Consider the following 26491-nt stretch of genomic DNA (forward strand, 5'->3'; position numbering starts at 1 on the left):
AAAAAGGGCTTTTTTTTTGAAGTAAAATTCTTAAAAAAAGGTAGATTAGTCTAAAAATCAATTAATTTTAGTTTGAAAACAAAATTTTTGAAGTGGTAAATGATAAAATTGAATTGCTAAAAGTTGTTGAGAGGGGCTACTATTTTGCTAGGAAGATTAGAAAAAAGATATCCTTGGTTAGGTTTGCAGCTATTCTTTTTTGTATTATCAATTTTGAGTATCTATATTTTTTCGCATAGAGGAATCCTTTATGATGCGGATGATTTAAAGTTTCATGTAGATCGAATTAATGGTTTATACCAAGCAATTATGAATAATAACTCAATTTTAATGATGCCAAGTTTTAAAGACTTTAAAAATGTTGGTGATATGGTTCAATCCTTTTATCCGATGGTTACGTTGTTACCATTTGTTTTTTTTCGATTTATCTTTTTTAATCCGGTTTTTGCATTATATGCTGGGCTAGTCTTTTTTACCTATATAGGATTCTTGACAGCTTATTTAGCAATGTTCAAATTTAGTAAGAATATATTGCAAAGTGCAAGTTTTGCGCTGATTTATAATTTGTCAATATATCATTTAACAGATTTATTTATTCGCTTTGATCTAGGCGAATGGTTAGCATTAATTTTTTATCCGATTGCTATCTACGGGTTTTTTAATATTTTTTTTGAAGATGGAAAAAATTATAATTGGGCAGTAGTCGGATTAAGTTTAGTTGCTTATTCTCATATTTTAGCAACACTTTTCTTAGTTGCAGTGGCAATTGTGATGCTTATTATTGCCATTGCAAGAAAAAATTTTTTGCTTGAAACATCGTTTAATATTGCAAAAGGGATTGGATTATTTTCGTTACAGATTCTTTTTACTATTTACCCACTTGTTTTATTAACTTTAAGAAACCATATTCATTTTCCAACAAGGTATAATTTAATGGTTAGTCCTGGCGGTGAATTAGCAAGTTTAGGAACTTTTATAAGCGAAAGTGCAAATAACCAACTCAATAGAAGTTTAGGTGTAATACTAATAATCATTGTTATTGGTGGGTTTTTAAAATTGCGAAAAATGCCGATAGTATATAAATATTCTTTTTTGTTTATGTGTATTACTGCATTATTAACAACTTCATTATTTCCATGGTATCTTTTACAAAAGACACCAATAGCTATTATTCAATTTCCTTGGAGATTATTAGGTGTTTCGGGCTTTTTTATGGCAGTTGTTGGTTCGTGGCTTGTAGATGAAATCGCAAAAGAAGTCCTACAGAAAAAAATTAAAAACAGATACATATACGGCATTTTAATTATGTTATCACTTCCTAGTCTAAGTGCAGAATTTTATACTTTTTATCAGAAAAGTCAAAGTGATCAATTAATAACAAATTCATACCAGCAAGAAAATAGCAAAAATTACTCAATTACAAGTGCAGCATTTTCAAAGTATTTTGGAAAATTTAGAAACTCCTCTGATAATACTGATTATTACACTAAAAGTGCATTTGCGCATAAAGTATCAATTCAAAGAAGAGTAATTTATTTTGAAGATCAAACACAAAATAAATTAACGAATACTAAATTTGAAAATAATAAATTGACTTTTTATTTAAATAGTGAAAAAAAACAAACTGTAGATATACCGATTATTTATTATAGAGGAATCAATTATCAGTTAAGTGTGAATAATAAAAAAGAAGTGATTAATACCTCAAGGCGAGGTACGATGAAATTTTTTGTAAGTAAGGGGACCAATAAAGTAGTTTTGAAGATAAAAGAAAATTTTATTGAGAATTCATTTATTGTAATTAGTTTATTTATGTGGTTTGGATATATTGTAAAATCTTTATTCAATTTACTGAAGAAAAAGAGGAAGAGCAAAGATGAAAAAAAATAAATTTTTTTTGATAACATTTGTTGCTTTCATAATAGGCATGGGATTTTTATTTTTAAAGCCAAGTAAAATTAGCGAAAAAAATATCATAAGAAATATAATTGAAAAGAAAGAAATTGGTAAACAAGAACAGCTAAGCGACATTTTTAAGAAGGACAAAGTATGGGGAACGCTGGTATATCAAAGTGGTCATTTAAAAGGGCCAAAGAGCATATCTGCAGGTTATGCAAATTATACAAAGAGAGAAAAGAATTCGGCTACAACAGATTATATGTTAGCTTCATTGCAAAAGGGATACACTGCAACATTAATTCAGATGCTAATTGATGAAAAAAAAATATCTATGACCACAAAACTTAGTCAGTTTTACCCTGAAATCAAATATTCAACAAAAATAACAATTCGTGAACTTCTAGATCATACTTCAGGAATCCAAATGGGTGAAACCGCACCCAAGGTAATGTTAACAAGTGATGCGAGTGCGGTTGAATGGACTATTCATCATTTAAAGTCAACTGGTAAAATGTATTGGAACTATTCAAATGCTAACTATACGCTACTAGCGGGAATAATTACCAAAGTAACAGGGAAATCATATGCTGAAATACTTAATGAGAACATAATAGCTCCATTAAAATTAAAAAAAACCTCTGAATTAGATAATAGCATAATTAATAATGCTGCAAAGACTTATAATTATGGAAGTAATGGAGTTTTACACGCTATGTCTTATGAATTGGTATCTAGCGAACTTGGTTGTGGTAATCTCTATACAACACCTATTGAATATTTTAAATTTGTGAGTGCTCTACAAAACAACAGACTACTTTCAAGTGCGGCATTAAATCAGTTAACTAGAAATCGATTAGAAGCATATTCGGGTGGATATTACTATTCTCCAACTGGACAAAGAGCAGATGGAGTTGATAATGGATATTTTGACTTTTACTATGCAGACAATGTTAAACATAATAGTATGATTTTGATGCTGAATAAGGGAATATCTGATGCACAAGGTAGGTCAATGATTCAACAAATTGAGAATATATTGACGGCATAATCAAAGATTGTCCAAATTAGCTCCTTTGATTTTAAAAAGTCGCCAAAGGCTATAGACTATCATTATTATTCCATTGATTATTAGCAAGAGTGCGCCGTTATTGATTTTATCGAAAAGCAGACTAAAAACTAATGTTCCAATTGGCATAATTGAAGTATTGATTGTCATAATTGAGGACATTACGCGCCCCAACAATGCCGTGGGAACATTTTTTTGTAGGTAGACTTGAGTAGCGATATTTAATAAGATTAATGAAAAACCAATACAAAACATTAATATAGTACCTACTATACTAATCATAAGGTAGTTTTTAAGCAGAATAAACGATATTCCTAAGCCAATGAAAGATAGTAAGCTTGGAATTAAAGAACCGAATAATTTAGTTTTTAATGAAATATTATCTGGAATAATGCTAATTACTAAGCTACCAAGTAACATCCCAAGTGAATTACCACTTTCAAGAAAGCTAACGGGGCCATTTCTTAAATGAAGTTCATTTATTATGATATAGGGCATACCAATTGTTAAAGATGTAAAGAAGAAATTGACAAAAGTCCCAATAATAATCGTTTCCATTATTATTTTTTGTTTGCGTATATATTCGAATCCAAGTAAAAATTTCTTAAACTGCATAGAAACGTTTGACTTTGCTGTGATAATAGTACTATTTTTAACTTTTTGTGAAGAGACTTGATGAAAATGCATAGTTAGTACAATCACTAAAGAAAAAGTAGTGGCAAAAACCTCGAGGGAAATCATTGTCTTAAAACCTAGTAATGCATATACTCCCATTCCAAGGGGTGGAGCGATAATTGCTGAAAGAGAATTAGCTGCTTGGGTGAACGAACTGAGTTTTTGAATATGATTTTCATTTACTAGTTCGTGAACAGCAGCCGAATATGCGGTTGAATTGATACTACTACACATTGTATTAACTACTACAAAAAGCGTGATTGGGATAAAGAGGTAATTATTTTTAAAAGAATTGATTGTTGAAAATAAAGTTATTAAGGCAAAAATTCGTACAATTAAGCTAATTAGGATAATTTTCTTCCGATTGAATGAGTCAACTAAATTACCAATAGGTACAACAAACAATAAATTAGTAAGTGGCATGACAATCATCTCTAGCCCAAAGCTTAAAGGAGAATGGGTTGTATTTAAAAGCATCAAACCAAGAGAAAATGAAAACATGTTTCCGGTTAGTGAACTAACAAGATTACTAATGATATCTTTCATAATTTGAATATTTGATTCTTTGTTTGTAATTAAAGTGACATATTTTTTCTGCATTAATAAATACCCTCTATCAAATAATATTTATTTTACGTTAAAATTAATTTTAACGATTAACAAAAATATAAATGCTTGGTAAGATTTTGTCAATAGTTTATTATTAAGTGTGAGGTGATTATAATGAGTTCAAATACTTTTTCACAGTTAGCAAAGGTTTTCGCGGATGAAAAAAATATTAAAATTATTAAGGCTACTAATATAAAAAAAGGGTGCAATATTAAAGGAATTTCTGAAAAAACAGGCATTGTAACTAGTCAGCTATATTATCCAGTAAAAAAATTGGTTGAACTTGATTTACTTGAAGTCGTGAGGACAGAACAAATTAAAAATTTACAGGAGTATTATTATTCAAGTTATAAACTGAATGATCATAGTGAAATTTCAGCAGACTATAATAATTCACAATTGGATGGAATTAGTATGTCATCACAATGGGTTGCATCCCACAAAGAAGAATTTGTAAAGATGTTTTTGTATCGAATGCAAATGTTTTTGGATACTGCGACAAATGAAATGACTAAGTTTCAAGAAGATCCTAACTACTTAATTCGTTCTGGAGGAATATTCAGCACGCCTAAATTATCATATGGTGCTCAAAAAAAGTTGTTTTCTGATATGTATGAGCTAGTTAGTCAAGCTGAAGCTAACGATACAGGAAAAAACAAAGAAGAATTTAATTTTATGATTGAGAAGTGGTAATTCTTGCTTAAACTTTAGCTAGGTGGATAGTTTTTATTTTTGTAACATAATTATCCGAAAAAAAGACTAGGTCAAATTTAATTTTTGGCCTAGTTTTTTGTATTCATTGATAATATGTTGCACTTTAATTGTCGGTTATCTTGTTTACAGTTAGATAGTAGCTTCAATATATTTCTCTAAAAGAAGTTTTGTAATTGGGCCACGTTTACCGTCTTTAACAGGAATTTCGTTAATTGAGACAATTGGAGTAACCTCATGAATCGAATTAGAAGCAAAGCATTCTTCAATTTGATCAAGTTTTGTAACTGGAACAGCTTTTTCAATAATCTGTATATCCAATTCTCTTGCAATTTCACGAAGCTTCATCTTAGTGATTCCAGGTAATACAAGATTTCCATCTTCATGCGTATATAATTTGCCATCGATTACAAACCATAAGTTTGATGCAGAGGCTTCGGTAAAAAAGCCATTCCGTACGAGTAAGGCATCATCATATCCTTGCTCAACTGCTTCATTTAATGAAAGTACATTACCGAGAAGGCTCAAAGATTTGATGTTACAGTGTAACCACCTTTGATCTTCAACAATACAAGCTGTATGTCCCTTTTCTTGACTTTCGATATCTCGTTTTATAGGGATAACATTGGCTGTCAATATTGCTTCAACAGTTCCTGGAAGAGGAATCAAGTGGTTACGTGGGGATTTAATGCCACGAGAAACTTGAAGATAAGCTTCACCTTCAGTTATTTTTTCAAGCGCAATAAGTTTTTCAAGATTTTCCTTTAGTTCATTACGAGAAAAAGGAAGTTCTAACCGGATTTCTTTAGCACAGCGCGCGAGACGATCAAAATGTTCATCAAACATAAACATTTCAGAATGATAAATCCGAATAGCTTCATATAGACCATCGCCATATTGATAGGCACGGTCTTCAATGTCAATTTTTACGGTATCTCGTTCAACTATTTGATTTTTCCAAAGAATTTTCATGAGTATAATTCCCCTTACATTAAATTAGAAACATTATACTCTAATTAATAATAATATTCATTAATAAACAAGATTATAATAATATTTTAATTGAGATATGATGAGTAGTTTTCAACTATTATCAATTTTTGTTTGAAAAAATTAGATATTGTGCTAATAGTAAAAATTATAATATAATGTATAAATAAAATTTATAATTTAGGAGAGAATAGATGAAAAACCATCGAATACATGAAAGCATTTATTTTGCAGCAATTTTGACCATGATAGCAGGAGGAATTGACGCATATTCATATATTTTTCATGGAGAAGTTTTTGCAGGACTACAGACTGGTAATTTAACTTTGTTAGGAATTCAATTGGGACACCTACAATTCAAGCAAGCAATTAGATATATAAGCTCTATTATTGCTTTTTCGGTAGGCACAGTCGTAGTAAGAGAAATACAACATAAATATAAAGAAGAACAGGCTAATTTACGACGATATATTATTTTATTTTTTGAATTTATATTATTAGTTGCTGTGTCTTTGATTAGCAATGTAGTACCTAATTATGTATCTAGCATATTATTATCAATTGCAGCAGCAGCAGAATTACAAGAATTTAGGGTCTTGAAAGGGAAGGCTTTCACACCGCTGATGATGACTGGTAATTTAAGGACATTGATGGAAAATTTATATGATAGTCTAAAATTCAGAAATATAGAAAATCTAAAGAAGGCTAGAGACACTTTCATTATCATGGTGAGTTTTGCATTTGGAGCAGCATTAATTGGAGTGTTTAGTATTTTTTTGGGAATGAGAACAATTTTGATACCAGCTTTATTAGTTATAATTAGTATGATTTCTTTAAGATACTTGCAAAAAAAATAATTTTAACCGCAATATGCCATTATTTTTAAGGTAGCTAATGAATTGAATTAAGAGGTAATTTATGCAGTATTATTTGTTTTTTTTTGTTTTAAAACAAAAAATCAAAAAATTACTTACAAATAGAAAAGGCAAACGAGTTTAAATAAAGTAAAATTAAGAAGGAACTTGCAGAAATTAAAATTCCGATTTGACATTTTAATTTAATCTTATTATAATTCTCCTTAGTTCTTTTTAAGAATTATTAATGTTTTGGGGAGGCAATAGAATATGAAGTTAAAACGAGTAGGTTTAGCTTTAACTATCTTAACCTGTGGGCTAGTACTAGCGGCATGTGGTAGTAAAAGCAGTTCAGCGAGCGATGGAAAGGCGAACACCAGCACTTATAATTATGTTTATACAACTGATCCAACTACGCTTGATTACACTGTATCTTCGCGACAAACAAACAGTGATTATTTTGCAAACTTTGTCGATGGTTTGATGGAAAATGACAAATATGGCAATCTTAAGCCAGATTTGGCAACATCATATAAGGTAAGCAACGGAGGTAAGACTTACACTTACAATATTCGTAAAGGTGTCAAGTGGGTAGACAGTGAAGGCAATACATATGGAACTGTTACCGCCCAAGATTTTGTAACTGGTTTAAAACATGCTGTTGCAGCTAAGTCTGAAACATTGTATGTAGTACAGGATTCAATTGTCGGTTTGAATGATTATGTTAATGGTAAAACAAAGGATTTTTCAAAGGTCGGAGTTAAAGCCATTGGAAAATATAAATTACAATATAATTTAAATCAAGCGGAACCTTATTGGAATTCTAAGTTAACATATGGGGTTATGTTCCCAGTTAATGCAAAATTCTTAAAAGAATCAGGAAGCAACTTTGGTAAGATGAAACCTAATGGTATTCTCTATAATGGTGGATATATATTAAAGAACTTTACTTCGAAATCGGTAATTGAAATGACTGCGAATAAAGCTTATTGGGATAAGAAGAATGTTCATATTAAGGATATCAAGTTGACTTATAACGATATGTCAAACCCTGATAGTTTATATAAAGCATTTAAGAGTGGTACTAATACTTCTGCTCGTGTATATCCTAATTCAGCGGGCTACAAGGAAGTTGAAAAGAACAATAAGAAAGATATTGTTTGGTCAATGCCTGGATCAACAACTTACAACTTTACATTTAACTTGAATCGTAAGAACTACGATGCAACTTCAAAGACAACATCTAAGGAAAAAGATGATACAAAGAAGGCAATTTTGAATAAGGACTTTAGATTAGCCGTTCAATTTGCATTTAATAAGACTGATTACAATGCACAAAATGTTGGTGAAGCTGGGGCTACTAAGTCATTACGTAATGAGTTAATACCACCTACCTTTGCAACAGTTGATGGTAAAGATTACAATGTTGCTGTAGAAAAAGACTTGACAGCAATTTCAAGTCCTTTATCAAAAGTAAACTTAGCTGATGGTCAAGATGGAACATATAATCCTTCAAAAGCTAAAGCATTAATGGCAGAAGCTAAAAAAGCATTAGAAGCTGAAGGTGTTTCTCTTCCAATTAAGTTAGATATACCTGAAAGTGAAAAAGATCAGACTGGAATCGACCAAGCCAAATCATTCAAGAAATCAATTGAAAGTGTACTTGGCAAGGACAATGTTCAAATTGATATCCAATTACTTTCTCAAGATAAATATTTGGCAGGAACGTATGAAGCTACAACAGGGGCACAATCTGACTTTGATATTAGTAATGCATCAGGCTGGGGCCCAGATTATGAAGATCCATCGACTTATCTTGATATCTATAACCCAGAATCAGGTTCAATGTTATCCACAATTGGTTTGACAGCTGGAGATGCAGAATCTGCAACGGTTGCAAAAGAGGTTGGATTAGATAAGTATGCTTCATTAGTTGATGCTGCAGAAGCGGAAACAAGTGATGTTAATAAACGTAATGAATTGTTTGCAAAGGCATCTGCTGCATTATTAGATAGTGGTATCCAAATTCCTGTTTATTCAGATGGCGGAACTCCTTCTGTAACTAAAGTTGTTCCATTCTCAGGTGCGTATGGGACTACAGGTTTAGGTGGTTCAAAGTACAAATTTATGAAACTCCAATCAAAACCAGTTACAACTGCTCAATATAATAAAGCAAAAGTTGCTTGGAACAAAGAAAGAGCTAAAATTTCTAAATCAGAGAGTAATTAAGTAGATAAGATAAAAAAGTAATTGCATAATCACTACTTTTATTTCAACTTAATAATGATGGAAGTGGAGCAATGATAAGTTGCGCCACTTCTATTATTTATATAAAGATTTATGAAAAAACAATAATAAATTAAGTGCTTTTTTATAATATTACTTTGAAGGAGGATTCTTCGCTTGAAAAAATATCTATTTTTTCGTGTATTACGATCACTACTTAGCATTTTTTTAGTGACCACAATAACTTATATAATAATCTACTCTCTTATTCCCAAACGTGATGTGTTTAGTCAGGATCCTTTAATTCAAAAATTAGCCTCCAGTCCAGACAAATTGTTAGATTATAAAGAAAATGCATATCACAAAATGAATTATCTTGATTATTACGATACAAAAACACTGCTTAGTAAAGTACAAAAAGAAACACATAATTCGAATGTCACAGGCAATCATAGCAAAAAGAATTTTGATATATTGAACAAATGGGCAAAAAAACATGGATTTAAGATTAAATCATATCCTAGTAGCAAAAGATACTATGCAATTCGTGACTTACCTTTATGGGAAAGACTTGGACGCTTTTATGGCAATCTCATAAAAGTCGATACACCTTGGAGTGTAAAAGATAAGAGTAACCCACATTTGAAACGATATCTCAAAATTGAAAATGATAAATGGGTTGGATGGGCTTTGGTTGGGTCTGGAACGAAATATCGTTATCAGATATATTTCAATAGTTTATTTCCATTTATACATCAAAACATTATCCATTTTGATCTAGGAACATCTTATCCAACATTTAGTGGGACTTCAGTATTAGATGTTATTTCTGGCAGACAGGGTGCAACGGTTTCGAAGAAATATGATTTGGGACATGGTGACATAATTAATTCAGCTGATAATGTTTATACAAGGCAATACCAATCAAAGGAACATAGAAATGCCTTCGATTATGATCGCTACAAAGATTCATATACTAATTTAGATCAAAACTATCAAGATCCTTCAATGATTGGAACTTCGTTTAGGGCCGGATTCTTTGCTTTAATTATTTCTTATGCGATTTCAATTCCGATGGCATTCTTTATGGCAAGGTTTAAAGGAAAGCTATTCGATAAAATTGGCACTGGAATTGTAACATTGTTAATTGCTATTCCAAGTTTGGCCTTTATCTATGCATTTAGATATATTGGTGCTCAATTGTTTGGATTACCAGATTCGTTTCCAACTTTAGGTGCAAGTAATTTTAATTCTTGGGTAATGCCGACAGTAATTTTGGGGTTACTTTCTGTTTCGGGATTAGTTATTTGGTTTAGAAGATATATGATTGACCAACAACAGTCTGACTATGTTAAGTTTGCCCGTAGCAAGGGCTTGACAGATAATGAAATTTATCGCAAACATATTTTTAAAAATGCCTCCATTCCGATTGTTCAGAATATTCCAGGGATGATTATTGGGTTAATTGAAGGTGCTACAATCACTGAAAATATTTTTGCAATGCCTGGTATGGGGAAAATGTTACCTGATGCAATCTTGTCTCACAATAACTCAATTGTAATCGGTCTTGTATTCATCTTTACGACAATTGGAGTTTTATCTGTATTATTGGGCGACATTTTGATGGTAATTGTCGATCCTAGAATTAAGTTATCAACGAAAGGAGACGAGTAAAATCGAAATGCAAGAAAAAACAAATCAATCTAAAATTTATGAGATAGATACAATAGTACCTATCGCTAATGTGTCTGAGGATGATTTTGCTGTCGTCTCCTTAAATAGCAAAGAAAATGAAAAAATTGATACTCCAAAATATTCTTATTGGGGATCGGTAGCAAAAAAATTTTTCTTTAGTAAAATTACAATTTTTATGTTGTTATTAATGCTTGTAATATTTCTTATGGCATTTATCCAACCATTGTTTAGCGGTTATAATCTTGAAAGTGTTGGTAACATTAATGATTTTAAAGCTAGGTATAATTGGCCAAGTGCAAAATATTGGTTTGGGACAGATGCTAACGGCAATTCCTTGTTTGACGCGATTTGGGCTGGGGCAAGAACTTCAATTTCAATTGGGGTTATTGCTTCATTGATTACTGAAATTATTGGGGTTATCGTTGGTGCTGTTTGGGGAATTTCAAAAAAAATAGATCGTTTAATGCTTGAAATCTATAATGTTATTGCAAATGTTCCATCATTGTTAATTATTATTGTTTTGTCTTATTCCTTTGGAAATGGTTTCTGGAATTTGATTTTTGCAATGACGTGTACCTCTTGGATAGGAACTGCTTACTTTATGCGTGTTCAGGTCATGATTATGCGAGAACGTGAATATAATGTTGCTTCGCGTACTTTAGGGACACCGACAAAACGTATCATTTTTAGAAATATATTACCTTATTTGACGTCAGTAATTGTGACAGATGTATCTATGTCTTTACCATCCTTCATTTCTTATGAAGTATTTCTGTCATTCTTAGGAGTGGGATTAAGTCAAAATGTGCCTTCTTTAGGACGTTTAATTTCACAATATTCTCCATACATGACTTCCTATCCATACTTGTTCTGGTTACCAGTTCTTGTTTTAGCGTTAATTACAATTTCTCTTTATATAATTGGGCAACGCTTAGCAGATGCGTCAGATCCAAGAACACATTTGTAGAAAAAAATTGATGGAGGCCAGACTATGGTAAGTGAAGGAAATATTTTAGAAGTAAAAAACTTAAATGTTAGTTTTAGGGTGCGTGGAAGTGAAATTGAAGCGATTCATGATATTTCACTTGATCTAAGAGAACATGAAACACTTGCAATTGTTGGAGAATCGGGCTCTGGTAAATCTGTTTTAACAAAAACATTTACTGGGATGCTTGAAACTAATGGACGTATCTCTCAAGGAACGGTTGATTACAAAAACTCAAGACTTAGTGATTTAAAATTAAATAAGCAGTGGACTAAAATTAGAGGGAAGGAAATTGCAACAATCTTTCAAGATCCTATGACCTCTTTGGATCCAATTCATACAATCGGGTCGCAAATTTCTGAAGTTGTAGTAAAACATCAAGGAAAAACAAAAAAAGAAGCAAAAAAAATTGCAATTGATTTAATGAAAAAAACAGGAATCCCTAATGCTGAAAAACGCTACAATGAATATCCCTTTGAATATTCTGGAGGAATGCGGCAAAGAATTGTTATTGCAATTGCACTTGCTTGCCGCCCTGAGGTTTTAATTTGTGATGAACCAACAACAGCTCTCGATGTAACAATTCAGGCTCAAATTTTGGACCTAATTAAAGACTTGCAACAAGAATACCAGTTTACAATTATTTTCATCACTCATGATTTGGGTGTTGTTGCATCGATTGCCGATCGAATTGCAGTAATGTATTCAGGTAGAATTGTAGAAATTGGCACGTGTGAGGAAATCTTTTATGACTCAAGACATCCTTATACTTGGAGTTTATTATCTTCACTTCCACAGCTTGCTAGAAAAGGCGAAGATTTAAAATCAATTCCAGGAACGCCTCCGTCACTGTATAAGAAAATAGAAGGGGATGCTTTTGCCCCTAGGAATCAATATGCAATGGGAGTTGATTTTAAGGCAGAACCACCAATGTTTAAAGTAACCGATACGCATTATGCTAAAACATGGTTGCTAGATAAAAGAGCTCCAAAAGTTGAAAAGCCTGAATTAATTCAAAATCTTCATCAGCATATGATCGAAATGACCAAGGAAGATAATTAATAAATAGAGGAGATTGAAAAAATGAACAATGCTAATAGAGAAACTCTTCTTTCTATTAAGGATTTAGAGATTACATTTGGAAGTGGCAAATCGAAGTTTGTGGCAGTTCAAGATGTTAACTTTGATATTTTCAAAGGAGAAATTTTTTCGCTAGTTGGCGAGTCTGGTTCGGGTAAAACTACAATTGGTCGTGCTGTCTTAGGAATAAATCCTACTAGTAAGGGTGAGATTATTTTTGAAGGTAAGCAGATTAATGGTAAAATTTCAAGTAAAGAGAAATTTCAGATTGAAAGAAAAATTCAAATGATTTTTCAAGATCCTTCTGCGTCGTTAAATGAAAGAGCAACGGTAGATTATATTATTTCGGAAGGCTTATACAACTATAAACTTTTTAAAACTGAAGATGAACGTCTTAATAAAGTAAGGGAAATGTTGGAAGCAGTTGGCTTACTTCCTGAGCAATTGTATCGTTACCCACATGAATTTTCTGGTGGTCAAAGACAACGTATCGGAATTGCACGTGCCCTAATTATGAATCCGGATTTAGTAGTTGCTGATGAGCCAATTTCAGCATTGGATATGTCAATTCGTGCACAAGTATTAAATCTTTTGAAGAAATTCCAACGTGAACAAGGTGTAACATTTCTTTTTGTAGCCCATGATTTATCAGTTGTACGTTATATTTCGGATAGGATTGCAGTTATTAGAGCAGGAAAGATTCTTGAATTAGCTGAAACAGAAGAATTATTCAAAAATCCAATTCATCCATATACTAAATCTTTGCTTTCAGCGATTCCGATTCCAGATCCTCAGATTGCAAGAAGTCGGAAGAATATTATTTATAATCCTAATATGCATGACTATTCAATAGAAAAGCCTGAATTTAGAGAAATTAGGACAGGTCATTTTGTTTACTGTAGTGATAGTGAGGCTATTGAATATAAAAAGAACATAAAAGATTGATTTAAAAGGATAGTTTTAAAACACATATATAATGCAAATTTTGAGTTATGCTTAATTTTAAAAATGTTCCAAAAAGCTAATTCATAAATTATACTTGATGAAAAAAATAATGAGCCAAATCAAAACTAGATTGATTTGGCTCATTATTTTTTTCAATTATTATAGAATCTGAATTTTTTCTTAGACTCAAACAAAATTATTATTATCAAAACAAGTGTAGCAATAATTGTAATTACCATTCCTAATATGAAATAAGGAGGAGTATAGGCTAATGTAATTTTATGAGAGCCTTTTGCAACGTTAGCAGCAAGAAAAGTATTTTGTATTTTGAATGTATGAATTTTTTTCCCATCAACACGTAAAGTCCAACCTGAACTGTAAGGAATAGTAGTTGCTAAAAGATGATTAGACTTAGCATTATAGGTACCAGTCAATTTACGGGAGGAAATTTGTTTTAAAGTGACATTACGTTTTTTGATTTGAGAAATATTATTTTGTACAAGTTTATTGTTCATTTTGTAGAGTACAAAATTATTTAGCCATAAGGAAGATTTTTTAAAACGTGCAGTTAAAATAACTTCTTGGTTTTTTGAATGATTTGCAATGTTTACAACAACGGTATGCCTGAATGTGCCATATTGATTTAACGGTTGATTATTAAGGTACAAAGAAACGTTGTCTGAATCAAATGAAGAGCCAAGAGTTAAATAGTAAGAATCGTTTGTTTGTGGTGTAAATTTAAAAATAATCTGGGCAGTTTTTGCAAAATTTTTCTTTTTGAAAATCGTATCTGTTAGCTTAGTAGATTGTGCAACATTTTGAAAGACAACTTCATTAAAGTTTTGTGCCTCAAAATATTTCGAATTTTTTGTACCAACAGAATCATTTAACCATTGAGTTTGATATTCAATAGGGTTGTCATAAAAAATAGCAAGTTTTTTAAGTTGTTTATTTGCTAAGTAGGCATACCCAAGTGCATTATTATTTTTGTAGATTTGTGTTAATTTTGTTTGTTTGATTATTTTATAACGTGATAAGTCAGGCTTTTCAGTAAGTGCAGATAGTGGTTGCCCATTTTTTAATAAAGCACCGTTAATTGGTGTTATAAAATACTTCATGTTTAATAAAGCATCGCTAATAATTGTGCCATTTGAATATGTTACATAGTTGTCACCATCTGGATTACCAATCATTCCATAAAAATCAGGGATACTTTTTTCTAGGGCAGAACTAAAATAAGAACCGGTATTCAAATTATTTGCGAGTCCGTCGTTTTTGGTTCGACTGTATGTTTGACCAGTACGGTAAGCAGAGTCTTTCAAATTATTTAAGTAATTACTATCTGTTATAAGTGACTTTGTAGGTGTTGCATAATCTTTTTGAGTAAGATAGCTTAGATTGCCTAGTGAAATATAGGCATTCATCGCAATTTCTACAGTACTAATCAAGCATAGTAGAAAAATTTTAAGTTTGTTATATTTTGAATTAGCTGAAACGGCCAAGACGGCAAGCGTGAGGGTTGCAAAGATAGCCGTAAAAATCAATGTTTCATTTGAAATGTAGGAAAATTTTTTTTCGTTTGAAAAACTGTAGGCAATGATTCCAGAATAGATGGCAAAGCTTAGCCAAATTTTCCAAGGACGAATATTTATAAAATTTTTAAGTGTACGACTTGCTAGAAAAAGCATCCAGAAACTTACAATGTACGAAAAACGATAAGGGTACCAAACTGGGAATTGCCAACCATGCCAAAGTAAATCCAAAGGTTCGTAGCATAAAGATAGTACAAGAAAAATACTTATTAAAAAGGATAAAATTCTTTCACGTATTTTTATTTTCGAATCAATAAAATAGAGAATAAAACCAATCAGGAAAATAGAACCAATAAAAATGTTGGGATAGCCTGAAGGCATTTGTTGAAAATTAAAAGATCCAATTATGAATTTTGAGAGTATTTTAAGTGGAGCATATTCGAATTTAAAGCTTACAGTATTTTGGGTATACTGTCCCTTACTACTAGCTAATGATGTAAGAGTGGGTAACAAAATAATCATTGATAAGGCGACTGCAATAACTGAGTTTATGATAGAACGAAAAGTTAGTTGCACAATTTTTTTGAAACTTCGCTTTGATGAAAATAAAAACCATAAAAAGAAAAGTATTAAAAAAAGGCAAATCATGTAGCCCATATAATAATTATCGATTAACATAATTGCTAACAAAATAATGTATGGCCAACTTTTCTTCCCAATCAATGAGTTATAAAACTGAAGAATAATTAGTGGTAAAAAAATAGTTGCATCTAACCAAAGTAAGTTTAGTTGATTTGCAATAAACCATCCCATCATTGAATAAGAGGTTGCAAATGTTACTATTGCTAATCCTGATTGTGTACGCATTTTTTTTAAGAAGTAGCCAAAAGATAGGCCTGCACAGCCATATTTTAACAGGGTGATTAACATCACACCGGCAGCTAAGAATTTTTCTGGAAATATCAGCAAGATTAAGTTGAAAGGGCTCATTAAGTAATATGCCCATTCACCAATCATATTGCCACCAATTTCTTTAGAGAAAGAATAGAAAAATCCACTTGGATTTGTTAGAAGTGTCCTTCTAAAGTAAGCAAAGAAATCTATATATTGCTGACCTAAGTCGACAGTGAGTAAGCTGCTTTTTCCAAATGGGAACATCCCTTGTGAAATAAAATATCCGCCCATTAGTAAAACGGGTAAGAAAAAACTAAGTAATAAAGGATAGTGACTACGAACAAAGTGTGTTAATCTTATTTTCATACTAAACTCCTAATAATAATTTATGTACTAACTTATTATAATACATCCTTAAAATCAAAGTTGAAAAAAGCATGTATTTTTTATTAAAGTTTAGATGTTTCTCAAAGTATTAAACGTAATTTATGGTAACATTAAAAGAAGAATTATTATGTTGTGAGTCTTTTAAAAAAAGACAATTATTTTAATTGTGAGGGGAAAATATTGAAGTTTCTTAGAAAAAATAGTAAAAAAAAGCAAATGAATAAATCACAGACGCCGTTTAGATTAAATTTTCTTTTTGTGATTGTTTTTTTGTTATTTGCTGCATTGATTTGGCAATTAGCGTATCTTCAAATTGTTAACGGAAATAAATTTGAATCAGAGGTAAGTAGTACGGATACTCAAACTGAAACTGGTAATGTTCAAAGAGGTATGATTTATGACTCAACCGGTAAAGTGTTAGTTTCAAATAGTGCTGCACGAGCAATTACTTATACGAAACCATTGTCCGTTACATCAAAGCAAATGTATCAAATAGCTAATGAGCTAGTCAAATATGTGAAAATAGATACTTCGACATTAACTAACTCAATAAAAATCGATTATTATCTTGGAAATGAACAAAATCTAAAAGCAGTTGATGCTAGTTTGAAAAAACAAATTTCGAATTTTTCGAATTTAGATGGAACTGAGACCTATAAAGATGAAACTGCATATGTAAAAAAACATAAACTAACATCCAACTTTACGAATAAACAAAAACAAGCGGCTGTTGTTTATTCAAAAATGAGTGGTGCATATTCTCTTTCGACTGTCTATTTAAAGTATGAAGGTGTTAGTGATCGTGAGATGGCACAGGTTGGAGAAAATTTATCTGAAATGCCAGGGATAAAGATAGGAACAAGTTGGTCAAGAAGTTATCCAAATGGTAGTTCGGTAAAAAGTGTTATCGGGACAGTTACAAATAGAAAACAAGGACTTCCAAGTGACCAGCTAAGTGAGCTTCTTGCTGAAGGGTATGCAAGAGATGACAGTGTTGGATCAAGTTATATTGAATCTCAATATGAGAATGTTTTGAAGGGAACTAAGTCCGTAACAACACTGGAAACACAGAATAACAAAATAACCAAGGAAATAAAAACTTACGGTGGTCAAAAAGGTGACAATATTGTTCTAACAATTAATGAAAAATTCCAACAAGATGTGCAAAATATTATGAAGAGTGCTGTTAAAAGCGTAGCCGGTAGTAATCCGTATATACCAGGAGCATATGCTGTTGTCATGAATCCAAATACAGGAGCAATTTATGCACTGGCTGGTGTAAGTCGCGATATCAAAACTGGGAAAATTACTGAAAACGCGCTTGGAACAATAAATCAATCCTTTGTTATGGGATCTGTTGTAAAGGGTGCAACTGTCATGGGTGGATTAATGTCAGGTGCAATCACACCAACAAGTAATACGTTTACTGATCAGCCTATTAAGTTGAAGGATACACCTAGTAAATCTTCATGGTTCAATGCTTCAGGAAATGATGATTTGCAATTAACTGCATCAGATGCATTAGAGATTTCATCGAACTCATATATGATGCAACTTGCAATGAAGGAAGCTGGTTTTCAATATAGTGAAAATGCAGCATTGAATATGTCCACTTCTATATTTAGTAAGTTACGGGGATATTTTAATCAGTTCGGTTTAGGGGTTAAGACGGGGGTTGATATTCCTGGTGAAGCAGCTGGTTATGAAGGACCATCCAAACAAAGTGATATTGGTAAAGCACTTGATTTATCATTTGGTAATTATGATTCATATACTACAATCCAGCTAGCACAATATATGTCGACAGTTGCAAATGGAGGATATCGATTGCAACCACATATTTTACAAGCTATTCGTGGTACAAATAAGAACGGAACTTTAGGGAGAATAAAATATCAATTCACACCAAATGTTTTAAATGTTGTCAGTGCAACAAGTGATGAATGGAATGTTGTTAAAGATGGATTTTGGAAGGTAGTTCATGGATCTAATTCTATGAGAACAGGTACAAAATTAGAAGATTTGAATCCACAAGTTGTAGCTAAAACAGGAACTGCACAGACATATTATGGAACAAATGAAACAACTACGTTAAGTGGGGTTTCATATGCTCCTGCAAAGAACCCACAAGTAGTCATTGCAATTGCCTTTCCAGGAATGTCAGAAGAGGATTCTATTAATATGCTATCTATGCATAGTATATATGAGGCTTATTGGAAGGATGTACAATCAAGTGATGGCTATACTTCAAATTAGACTGTCAAGGTAATTTCCTTAACATTTTTCGAAAAAATACTAGCATGATTTTGTAAAAGATGGTATCATGTTTACGTTAGAGGCTTAATTGCTTTTTGAAATGATGTCGTAGTTTGGAGGTTTAGAGTATGCGTGTACACATTACAATGGAATGTACTGAATGTCATGAAAGGACATATTTATCAAGTAAAAATAAGCGTAATAATCCAGATCGCTTGGAATTGAATAAATTCTGTCCACGTGATAACAAGGTAACATTACATCGCGAAACAAAATAACAACAGGAACTTTTCCTGTTGTTTTTTGTTATGCTACAGTCGGGGGATTCTAAGACGTGATGAATGACGAAAAAGGGACATTTAGAAAAAGACAATTGACATTTTTGGAACATCAAAAGCATAAATGGCAAAAAGAGTTAGACGAGTTAATGCTTTACAAAATGTTGTTTGCTAGTACTGAGTGGATTGACTCAACTGTTATTGGATTAACTTTAAGTAATGATATTGAGATTGACACAAAGCCAATTATTTTGCAGGCATGGCTAGAAGATAAAAAAGTATGTATTCCGGTAACTTTACCATACAAAAAAATGAAATTTGTATCATTGACACCATCTACAAAAATTATTAGGAGTACTTTTGGAATTTTGGAAGCTGAAAATAAGCAATTAGAGATTCCTAAAAGTGAAATAGATTTAATTGTTGTACCAGGATTAGCGTTTTCAGCAAAAGGAGATCGTCTTGGATTTGGCGGTGGCTATTTTGATCGCTATTTGAGCGACTATAAAGGGATGACAATTAGTCTTGTAGAAAATACACGCTTTTATGAGAAAGAATGTTGGCCAATTGAAAAAAGTGATGTGCGAGTAAGAAAAATATTGAGGTTGTGAAGGTAAATTATGATAGAAAAAAAACCTGTAGCTACGTATAGCTTGTTGGCAGTTAATGTGTTGGTATTTTTATTAATGACAATTGCTGGTGGCAGTGAAAATCTTAGCGTATTAGTCGAATTTGGTGCTAAAGTAAATTCCTTAATTTTAGCTGGACAATGGTGGCGATTATTCACAGCGATGTTTTTACATATCGGCTTTGAACATATTGTTTTAAATATGGTAACTCTGTATTTTGTAGGAATTCAGCTAGAGAGTATCCTTGGAAGATATCGATTTTTAACAGTATATCTAGTTAGTGGAATTACTGGTAATCTTGCAAGTTTTGCATTCAATCCCAATTCTTTATCTGCTGGAGCAAGTACTGCTTTATTTGGACTTTTTGGAATTTACCTGATGTTGGGTGAATCATTTAATGATAATCCATATATAAAAATAATTGCAAAACAATTTTTGGTATTGGTAATATTGAATATTGCGTTTAGTGTTTATGGTAACGTTGATTTAGCAGGGCATATTGGTGGCTTAGTAGGAGGATTTTTAATGGGCTATTGCGTTGGTGTACCGCGCATTGGCAGGATTCCGACTGCAAAAAAAATTGTTAGTATCTTTGCATTAGCATTTCTATGTATTATGATGCTCACTTTGGGTTTAAAAAATTAAATTTTTCTATTATAATTAATTGGAGATGTTTTTTTGAAGACACTTTACGACGTACAACAGTTATTAAAGAAATTTGGAATCTTTGTTTATGTCGGTAAGCGACTCTGGGATATTGAGTTGATGGCGCTCGAGCTTGATAATTTGTATCGCGCTGGTGTTATTGATAAACAAACATTCCTAAATTCTAAACTTATTTTGATTCGCGAACACAAAATTGAAGAAAATAATTAGGCAATCGTCTTTTTGGAGGGGTACGTAATGGATAAAAAATTGATTGGTATTGATTTAGGTGGGACAACAATCAAGTTTGCTATTTTAACAGAAAAAGGTGAAATTCAACAAAAATGGAGTTTTGAAACAAACATTCTTGATGACGGATCACATATTGTTCCTGATATTGTTCAATCAATCAACCATCATTTAAGTTTGTATGGAATGGAACCAGAACAGTTTATTGGAATTGGAATGGGATCTCCAGGTACAGTTGATTTAAATGAAGGAACAGTAACAGGAGCTTATAATCTTAATTGGAAAACCTTACAAGAAGTAAAAAAAGTTGTTGAAAAAGAGACTAAAATAGCTTTTGCAATAGATAATGATGCTAATGTTGCAGCTTTAGGTGAACGTTGGAAAGGTGCAGGAGAAAATGATAAAGAAGTAGCTTTTATCACACTTGGTACAGGTGTTGGTGGAGGACTTGTTTCTAATGGAAATCTTCTTCATGGACTTGGAGCGGCTGGTGAAATTGGTCATATGGTAGTGCAGCCAAAAGGGTACTTATGTACATGTGGTAATCATGGATGTTTGGAGACGTATGCATCTGCAACGGGTGTTGTACGTGTTGCTCGAGATTTGGCAGAAGAATTCGCAGGAGACTCTAAATTGAAGAGGATGTTAGACGATGGGCAGGAAATCACATCTAAAATTGTTTTTGATTTAGCAAAAGAAGATGACTTACTTGGGAAAATGGTTGTTGATCGTGTTTGCTACTATTTAGGATTAGCTTGTGGGAATATTGGTAATTTATTGAATCCTTCATATATTGTAATTGGTGGTGGCGTTTCAGCAGCTGGTGAATTTTTGTTAAGTCGTGTAGAGAAATATTTCTTAGAATTTGCATTTCCAACAGTACGAAAATCTACGCAACTTAAGTTAGCACAACTTGGTAATGAGGCGGGTGTTATAGGTGCTGCTTCATTGGCTTTACGTTTCAAATAAGTTTTAGAATAAAAAGGGGTGCAAAATTTGATGATACTAAATGTGTCTATATGGGTTGTAATTGATATTGTAGCTGTTGCAGTGTTACTTTATATCATTGGAAATCAATTGTATTTATGGTATCAAGGGAAAAAGTTTGCTACATTACTAGAAAATAAGGAATTCAGACAAGGAATGCACGTCGGTCAGATTATTGATTTAAGAGATAAGGATAATTTTGATGCTGGTCATATAATGGGGGCACGCAATATTCCTTATACACAGTTTAAAATTATGAAAGAGTCAATTCGAAAAGATATGCCAGTATATTTATATGATCAAGGTAAATCTTTGAGTACTAGAATTGCTGTAAAATTGCATAAAGATGGTTATAAAGAAATTTATTTATTAAAAAATGGTTTTGAGCATTGGGATGGAAAAATAAAGGGTAGGAAGTAGGATTGTTTATTTTTGTAATACTCTTATAATTCTATGAGAAAGGGGCTGCAACAAAACAATCGTTTTGTTGTAGCCCCTTTTTTCGTAGTATAGTTTTATCATATGAAAGGAAATTAACCTTGATGTGCAGAGTGCATTTTACGAATGGCACGACGGCGATGTTGATCGTCTTGTTCTTCTTTCGCTTCTATTGGTTCAACAATACTTTTTTTGAAAGCATAAAAGCAACCTGCAGCTGCACTAATTGTTGTAACGATACCTAATAAAAATCCAGTATTAAATTGTTTCAATGGTAAATACCTCCTTTTTTGTACTACGCATTTATTATGCGATATTTCAATTTAAAATTCCAGTTTATTGGTACATAATTATTTTTTTAAAAAAGGGAAGGAGAAATTTAATTGTCTTATAAAGTAATTGTTATTGTGGGACCTACAGCAGTTGGAAAAACGGACCTTTCAATTGAATTAGCGCAAAAGTTTAATGCTGAAATTATATCTGGTGATTCCATGCAAGTGTATCGTGGACTTGATATTGGGACTGCTAAGGCAACTTCTAGCGAAAGACAAGATGTAATACATCATTTAATTGATGTTAGGGAAGTTAGTGAGAATTTTACTGTTGCTGATTTTGTTCATGATGCAAAAGAACAGATAAAAAAAATAAGCTCAAAGGGCAAGTTGCCAATAATTGTAGGTGGAACAGGATTTTATTTACAAGCTTTGCTAGATGGATATCAACTTGGGGGTAGCCAAATATCTTCAAATTCAAAGATTCGAGAAAAATGGCAAGAATTTGCGGTGAAAAACGGCAAAGAAGCGCTCTGGAAAAAATTGAATGATATTGATAGAAAGGCTGCAGATAAGATTCCAGTTAATAATAGCAGGAGAATAATTCGCGCCCTTGAAGTGTTTGAGTCTACTGGTAGTAAATTTTCTGAACAAGCTAATCAATTTGATATAAAAATGGATGCAATGATTATTGGATTGAATACAGACAGACGAGTTTTATATGAGCGTATTAATCGCAGAGTTGATCAAATGATGGAGAAAGGTTTATTGAATGAGGCAGTCTGGTTATATCAAAAGGGTGGATTAAAACTACAAGCTGGAAGAGGTATTGGATATAAAGAGTTGTTTGGTTATATTGAAAAAAAAGAGAGTTTAGCCAATGGTGTAATAGAAATAAAGAAAAATTCGAGACATTATGCTAAAAGACAGTTAACATGGTTTAGAAATAAAATGAATGTTAAGTGGTATGATTTAATTGCTGATGATAAAGCTGTTGAAAAAATAAAAATGGATGTTTGTTCTTGGATAGAGGGAGATAAAAAGTAATGGAATTATGGACTCACAAATTACCAGTAAAATTACAACAAATAATAAGGGATGTTGAACAACAAATTGAACCAAAAATAAAAGAAATTGATAATCAATCTACTTTTAATCAAATGAAAGTATTAAATAGCTTTAGAAAGTATCATGTTGCGGAAGAAGACTTTGCTGGGTCAACTGGCTATGGATACGATGATGTTGGAAGGGATAAACTTGACGCAATTTATGCAGATTATTTTAAAACTGAAGATGCAATGGTAAGACCACAATTAATTTCAGGAACACATGCGATTACAACTTCTTTTTTTGGTGTCTTAAGACCAAATGATACTTTATTTTATATGACAGGCATGCCTTATGATACTATTCAGCATGTTGTCGGAATAGTTGGTGATGAACCAGGGACACTGGAAGAATTTGGGATAAAATTTAATTATTCACCTTTACTAGATGATGGTGAGGTTGATTATGAAGATGTTAAAAAGAAGTTATTAGCAGATGATAGTATTAAAATGGTCGCAATTCAACGGTCTCGGGGCTATTCTAATCGGGCGAGTTTTACAGTTGATAAGATTAAACAGATGATTGCATTTGTAAGAAAAATTAGGCCAAATGTGATTATATTTATTGATAATTGTTATGGTGAATTTTCGGAAATGCATGAACCAACGGAATACGGTGCTGATTTGATGGCAGGTTCTCTCTTTAAAAATGCTGGAGCAGGGATAGTTAAAACTGGGGCATATATTGTAGGAAAGAAGAATTTGATAAAGCAGGCAGGAAATCGACTTAATGTGCCAGGAGCAGGTAAGAACGAAGGAGCGACAATTGGACACATGCGTGATATGTTTCAAGGTTTTTTTCTGGCCCCAAATGTAACCGCAAATGCAATTAAGGGTGCAATTTTTGCAAGTGCACTGCTTGAAAGAATGGGAATGAGTGTCTCACCTAAATGGAATGATCCTAGAACAGATTTGGTACAAACAATAAACTTTGGAAATCCTGAAGCAATGATTGCTTTTTGTGCTGCTATTCAACATTATTCACCAGTGAATTCATTTGTAGATCCTGTTCCAAGTTACATGGATGGATATGAAGATGAAGAAATAATGGCTTCTGGTAGTTTTACAGAAGGTTCAACAATTGAACTATCTTCTGACGGGCCTTTGAGACCTCCGTTTACTTTATATATCCAAGGAGGATTAACTTATTCGCACGTAAAAATTGCGATTAGTAACGCAGTATGCGAAACTTTCTTCGAAAACAAAAAGATGTAAGAAAACATAACATTTGACGTTGACAATCGTATAGTGCCTTGCTATCATAAGGGCGTAACTTAGAGGAGGGTTGTTATGAAAGAAAAGGAGCTCAGACGGTCGCTTGCTGTTTTGCCCATTGGTACTGTAATGAAACTCACGAATTTGTCAGCCCGACAGATTCGTTATTATGAAGAACAACAGTTGGTTATGCCCAAACGTAGTGAAGGCAACCGTAGAATGTATTCTTTAAATGATATCGATCGCCTACTTGAAATAAAAGACTTTTTAGACGAAGGAATTAATATGGCGGGTATTAAACATATTTATGATGAAAAAGAACGTAAGTTGGCAGAAAAGCAAGCTAAGTTAGAGAAACCACTAACTGATAAGGATGTACGACGAATTTTACGTGATGAATTTATTGCTGTAAGTGGTCTTAGCAAGCAGGATGAGTTTTCTTTTAAACATAATAACAACTTCTAAAATTTTAAATAGGGAGCGATTTAATGATGGTAAAGCCTAACTATACAAAGGATGATATTCGTAAGATATCTAAAGACGAAAATGTTAAATTTTTACGTTTGATGTTCACAGATTTATACGGTGTTATCAAGAATGTTGAAGTTCCAATTAGTCAACTTGAAAAGTTATTGGATAACAAGTTAATGTTTGATGGTTCTTCAATTGATGGTTTTGTAAGGATTGAGGAAAGTGACATGTGGTTATACCCAGATTTGTCAACTTGGATGATTTTTCCATGGGGAAATGATCATGGAAAAGTAGCTCGTGTTATTTGTGAAGTTTACAATGCTGATCGGACTCCATTTATTGGTGATCCACGTAACAATTTAATTCGTGTTCTTGATGAAATGAAACAATTAGGCTTTACTGATTTCAATATTGGACCTGAACCTGAATTTTTCTTGTTCAAACTTGATTCAGAAACAGGCAAACCAACAATGAATCTTAATGATAAGGGGAGTTATTTTGACTTAGCTCCTGTCGACTTAGGTGAAAATTGCCGTCGTGATATTGTTCTTGAACTAGAAAATATGGGATTTGATATTGAAGCTTCTCATCATGAGGTAGCTCCTGGGCAACATGAAATTGATTTTAAATATGCTGATGCTCTTCAAGCTTGTGATAACATTCAGACATTTAAATTAGTTGTAAAAACAGTTGCAAGAAAACATGGCTTACATGCAACTTTCATGCCGAAACCACTTGATCGCATTAATGGTTCAGGGATGCATATCAATATGTCACTCTTTAACAGTGAAGGCAATGCTTTTTATGATGAAAGTGACGGAATGCAATTATCTAAGGAAGCACGTTACTTCTTAGGTGGATTATTGACACATGCACGTAGCTTTACAGCTGTTACAAACCCAACTGTTAATTCATATAAGCGATTGGTACCAGGATATGAAGCACCGGTTTATGTTGCATGGTCTGGCCGCAACCGTTCTCCACTTGTTCGTGTTCCAATTGCACGTGGGATGTCAACACGTCTTGAATTGCGTAGTGTTGATCCAAGTGCAAATCCATATTTGGCAATTGCTGCAATTCTTGAAGCTGGATTAGATGGTTTGCGCAATAAAATTGAAGCTCCCAAGCCAATTGATCGTAATATCTATGTGATGGACGCTGAAGAGCGTAAAGCAAATGGTATTTCAGATCTTCCTTCAACATTGCATAATGCAATTAAAGAACTTGAAAAAGACGAGGTAATTGGTAAAGCAATGGGACCTCATTTATATCAAAACTTTATTGAAGGTAAGAAACTCGAATGGGGTGCTTATCGTCAAGAAGTTTCACAATGGGAACGTGATCAATATTTAGAATTGTACTAGAATAAAAAAAGCATTAGCTAACCTAAGTTGTTG

At 32.5% G+C, this 26491-nt stretch carries 24 protein-coding genes; 20 read left to right on the forward strand and 4 right to left on the reverse strand.

The window, feature by feature from the left end:
• Positions 1 to 144 precede the first annotated feature (144 nt).
• Both FC80_RS04260 and FC80_RS04265 read left to right on the forward strand, forming a co-directional pair.
• A complete protein-coding gene (locus FC80_RS04260) occupies positions 145 to 1890 on the forward strand; it encodes a hypothetical protein (RefSeq protein WP_057828893.1) in 1746 nt (581 codons plus the stop codon).
• Positions 1877 to 2947, forward strand: a complete 1071-nt coding sequence (locus tag FC80_RS04265; RefSeq protein WP_057828894.1) for a serine hydrolase domain-containing protein — start codon at positions 1877 to 1879, stop codon at positions 2945 to 2947. Before FC80_RS04260 ends, FC80_RS04265 begins: the two co-directional genes overlap by 14 nt.
• On the opposite strand, the gene FC80_RS04270 is transcribed toward FC80_RS04265, so the two are convergent.
• Positions 2948 to 4240, reverse strand: coding sequence for an MFS transporter (locus FC80_RS04270; protein ID WP_057828895.1), 1293 nt, complete (start codon positions 4238 to 4240; stop codon positions 2948 to 2950). It abuts the gene before it with no gap.
• Between the two features lie 123 nt (positions 4241 to 4363).
• On the opposite strand from FC80_RS04270, the gene FC80_RS04275 reads away from it, so the two are divergent.
• Positions 4364 to 4942, forward strand: coding sequence for a winged helix-turn-helix domain-containing protein (locus tag FC80_RS04275; protein WP_057828896.1), 579 nt, complete (start codon positions 4364 to 4366; stop codon positions 4940 to 4942).
• A gap of 150 nt (positions 4943 to 5092) precedes the next feature.
• Here FC80_RS04275 and dat read toward each other — a convergent pair whose 3' ends face one another.
• Entirely contained in the window at positions 5093 to 5932 is an 840-nt protein-coding gene (gene dat, locus FC80_RS04280; protein ID WP_057828897.1) for a D-amino-acid transaminase, read from the reverse strand.
• Between the two features lie 212 nt (positions 5933 to 6144).
• Here dat and FC80_RS04285 point away from each other — a divergent pair, with 212 nt between their 5' ends.
• From FC80_RS04285 to FC80_RS04310, 6 genes are all read left to right on the forward strand, one after another.
• The gene (locus FC80_RS04285; protein ID WP_057828898.1) at positions 6145 to 6807 is read left to right on the forward strand and encodes a YoaK family protein; all 663 of its coding nucleotides are present in this window, start codon (positions 6145 to 6147) and stop codon (positions 6805 to 6807) included.
• Between the two features lie 267 nt (positions 6808 to 7074).
• A complete protein-coding gene (locus FC80_RS04290; RefSeq protein ID WP_057828899.1) occupies positions 7075 to 9033 on the forward strand; it encodes a peptide ABC transporter substrate-binding protein in 1959 nt (652 codons plus the stop codon).
• Positions 9034 to 9207: 174 nt separating this feature from the next.
• Positions 9208 to 10704: an ABC transporter permease gene (locus FC80_RS04295; RefSeq protein ID WP_057828900.1), complete on the forward strand. Its 1497-nt coding sequence runs from the start codon at positions 9208 to 9210 to the stop codon at positions 10702 to 10704.
• A gap of 7 nt (positions 10705 to 10711) precedes the next feature.
• On the forward strand, positions 10712 to 11692 hold the full coding sequence (gene oppC / locus FC80_RS04300) for an oligopeptide ABC transporter permease OppC (RefSeq protein WP_083486923.1): 981 nt from the start codon (positions 10712 to 10714) through the stop codon (positions 11690 to 11692).
• Positions 11693 to 11716: 24 nt separating this feature from the next.
• The gene (locus tag FC80_RS04305) at positions 11717 to 12772 is read left to right on the forward strand and encodes an ABC transporter ATP-binding protein (protein WP_057828901.1); all 1056 of its coding nucleotides are present in this window, start codon (positions 11717 to 11719) and stop codon (positions 12770 to 12772) included.
• 21 nt (positions 12773 to 12793) lie between these two features.
• A complete protein-coding gene (locus tag FC80_RS04310) occupies positions 12794 to 13735 on the forward strand; it encodes an ATP-binding cassette domain-containing protein (protein ID WP_057828902.1) in 942 nt (313 codons plus the stop codon).
• Between the two features lie 152 nt (positions 13736 to 13887).
• Here the strand turns inward: FC80_RS04310 and FC80_RS04315 are convergent, their stop codons facing one another.
• Positions 13888 to 16527, reverse strand: coding sequence for a YfhO family protein (locus tag FC80_RS04315; protein WP_057828903.1), 2640 nt, complete (start codon positions 16525 to 16527; stop codon positions 13888 to 13890).
• Positions 16528 to 16728: 201 nt separating this feature from the next.
• On the opposite strand from FC80_RS04315, the gene FC80_RS04320 reads away from it, so the two are divergent.
• The 7 genes from FC80_RS04320 (at position 16729) to FC80_RS04350 (ending at position 22012) form a co-directional block, all read left to right on the forward strand.
• The gene (locus FC80_RS04320; RefSeq protein ID WP_057828904.1) at positions 16729 to 18804 is read left to right on the forward strand and encodes a peptidoglycan D,D-transpeptidase FtsI family protein; all 2076 of its coding nucleotides are present in this window, start codon (positions 16729 to 16731) and stop codon (positions 18802 to 18804) included.
• Positions 18805 to 18932: 128 nt separating this feature from the next.
• The gene (rpmG, locus tag FC80_RS04325) at positions 18933 to 19082 is read left to right on the forward strand and encodes a 50S ribosomal protein L33 (protein WP_003690623.1); all 150 of its coding nucleotides are present in this window, start codon (positions 18933 to 18935) and stop codon (positions 19080 to 19082) included.
• Between the two features lie 59 nt (positions 19083 to 19141).
• Positions 19142 to 19693 (forward strand): 5-formyltetrahydrofolate cyclo-ligase, encoded by a 552-nt coding sequence (locus tag FC80_RS04330; RefSeq protein WP_057828905.1) that lies wholly within the window; start codon positions 19142 to 19144, stop codon positions 19691 to 19693.
• A gap of 9 nt (positions 19694 to 19702) precedes the next feature.
• Entirely contained in the window at positions 19703 to 20356 is a 654-nt protein-coding gene (locus FC80_RS04335; protein ID WP_057828906.1) for a rhomboid family intramembrane serine protease, read from the forward strand.
• 33 nt (positions 20357 to 20389) lie between these two features.
• On the forward strand, positions 20390 to 20587 hold the full coding sequence (locus FC80_RS04340) for a YqgQ family protein (protein ID WP_057828907.1): 198 nt from the start codon (positions 20390 to 20392) through the stop codon (positions 20585 to 20587).
• A gap of 27 nt (positions 20588 to 20614) precedes the next feature.
• Positions 20615 to 21574 (forward strand): ROK family glucokinase, encoded by a 960-nt coding sequence (locus FC80_RS04345; RefSeq protein ID WP_057828908.1) that lies wholly within the window; start codon positions 20615 to 20617, stop codon positions 21572 to 21574.
• Between the two features lie 42 nt (positions 21575 to 21616).
• A complete protein-coding gene (locus tag FC80_RS04350) occupies positions 21617 to 22012 on the forward strand; it encodes a rhodanese-like domain-containing protein (protein WP_187327436.1) in 396 nt (131 codons plus the stop codon).
• A gap of 113 nt (positions 22013 to 22125) precedes the next feature.
• Here the strand turns inward: FC80_RS04350 and FC80_RS09375 are convergent, their stop codons facing one another.
• Positions 22126 to 22302 carry a DUF3042 family protein gene (locus FC80_RS09375; RefSeq protein WP_083486924.1) on the reverse strand — a complete coding sequence of 59 codons (177 nt, stop codon included), beginning with the start codon at positions 22300 to 22302 and terminating at the stop codon, positions 22126 to 22128.
• 111 nt (positions 22303 to 22413) lie between these two features.
• Here FC80_RS09375 and miaA point away from each other — a divergent pair, with 111 nt between their 5' ends.
• From miaA to glnA, 4 genes are all read left to right on the forward strand, one after another.
• Complete coding sequence (gene miaA, locus FC80_RS04355; protein WP_057828910.1) at positions 22414 to 23349, forward strand: tRNA (adenosine(37)-N6)-dimethylallyltransferase MiaA; 936 nt, start codon at positions 22414 to 22416, stop codon at positions 23347 to 23349.
• Entirely contained in the window at positions 23349 to 24623 is a 1275-nt protein-coding gene (locus FC80_RS04360; RefSeq protein ID WP_057828911.1) for a methionine gamma-lyase family protein, read from the forward strand. Before miaA ends, FC80_RS04360 begins: the two co-directional genes overlap by 1 nt.
• A gap of 75 nt (positions 24624 to 24698) precedes the next feature.
• Positions 24699 to 25088: a MerR family transcriptional regulator gene (locus FC80_RS04365; RefSeq protein WP_057828912.1), complete on the forward strand. Its 390-nt coding sequence runs from the start codon at positions 24699 to 24701 to the stop codon at positions 25086 to 25088.
• Between the two features lie 26 nt (positions 25089 to 25114).
• On the forward strand, positions 25115 to 26458 hold the full coding sequence (gene glnA / locus FC80_RS04370; protein ID WP_057829343.1) for a type I glutamate--ammonia ligase: 1344 nt from the start codon (positions 25115 to 25117) through the stop codon (positions 26456 to 26458).
• Positions 26459 to 26491: the final 33 nt, after the last annotated feature.

This window comes from Liquorilactobacillus cacaonum DSM 21116 (genome assembly GCF_001436735.1).
GTDB classification, from domain to species: Bacteria; Bacillota; Bacilli; order Lactobacillales; family Lactobacillaceae; genus Liquorilactobacillus; species Liquorilactobacillus cacaonum.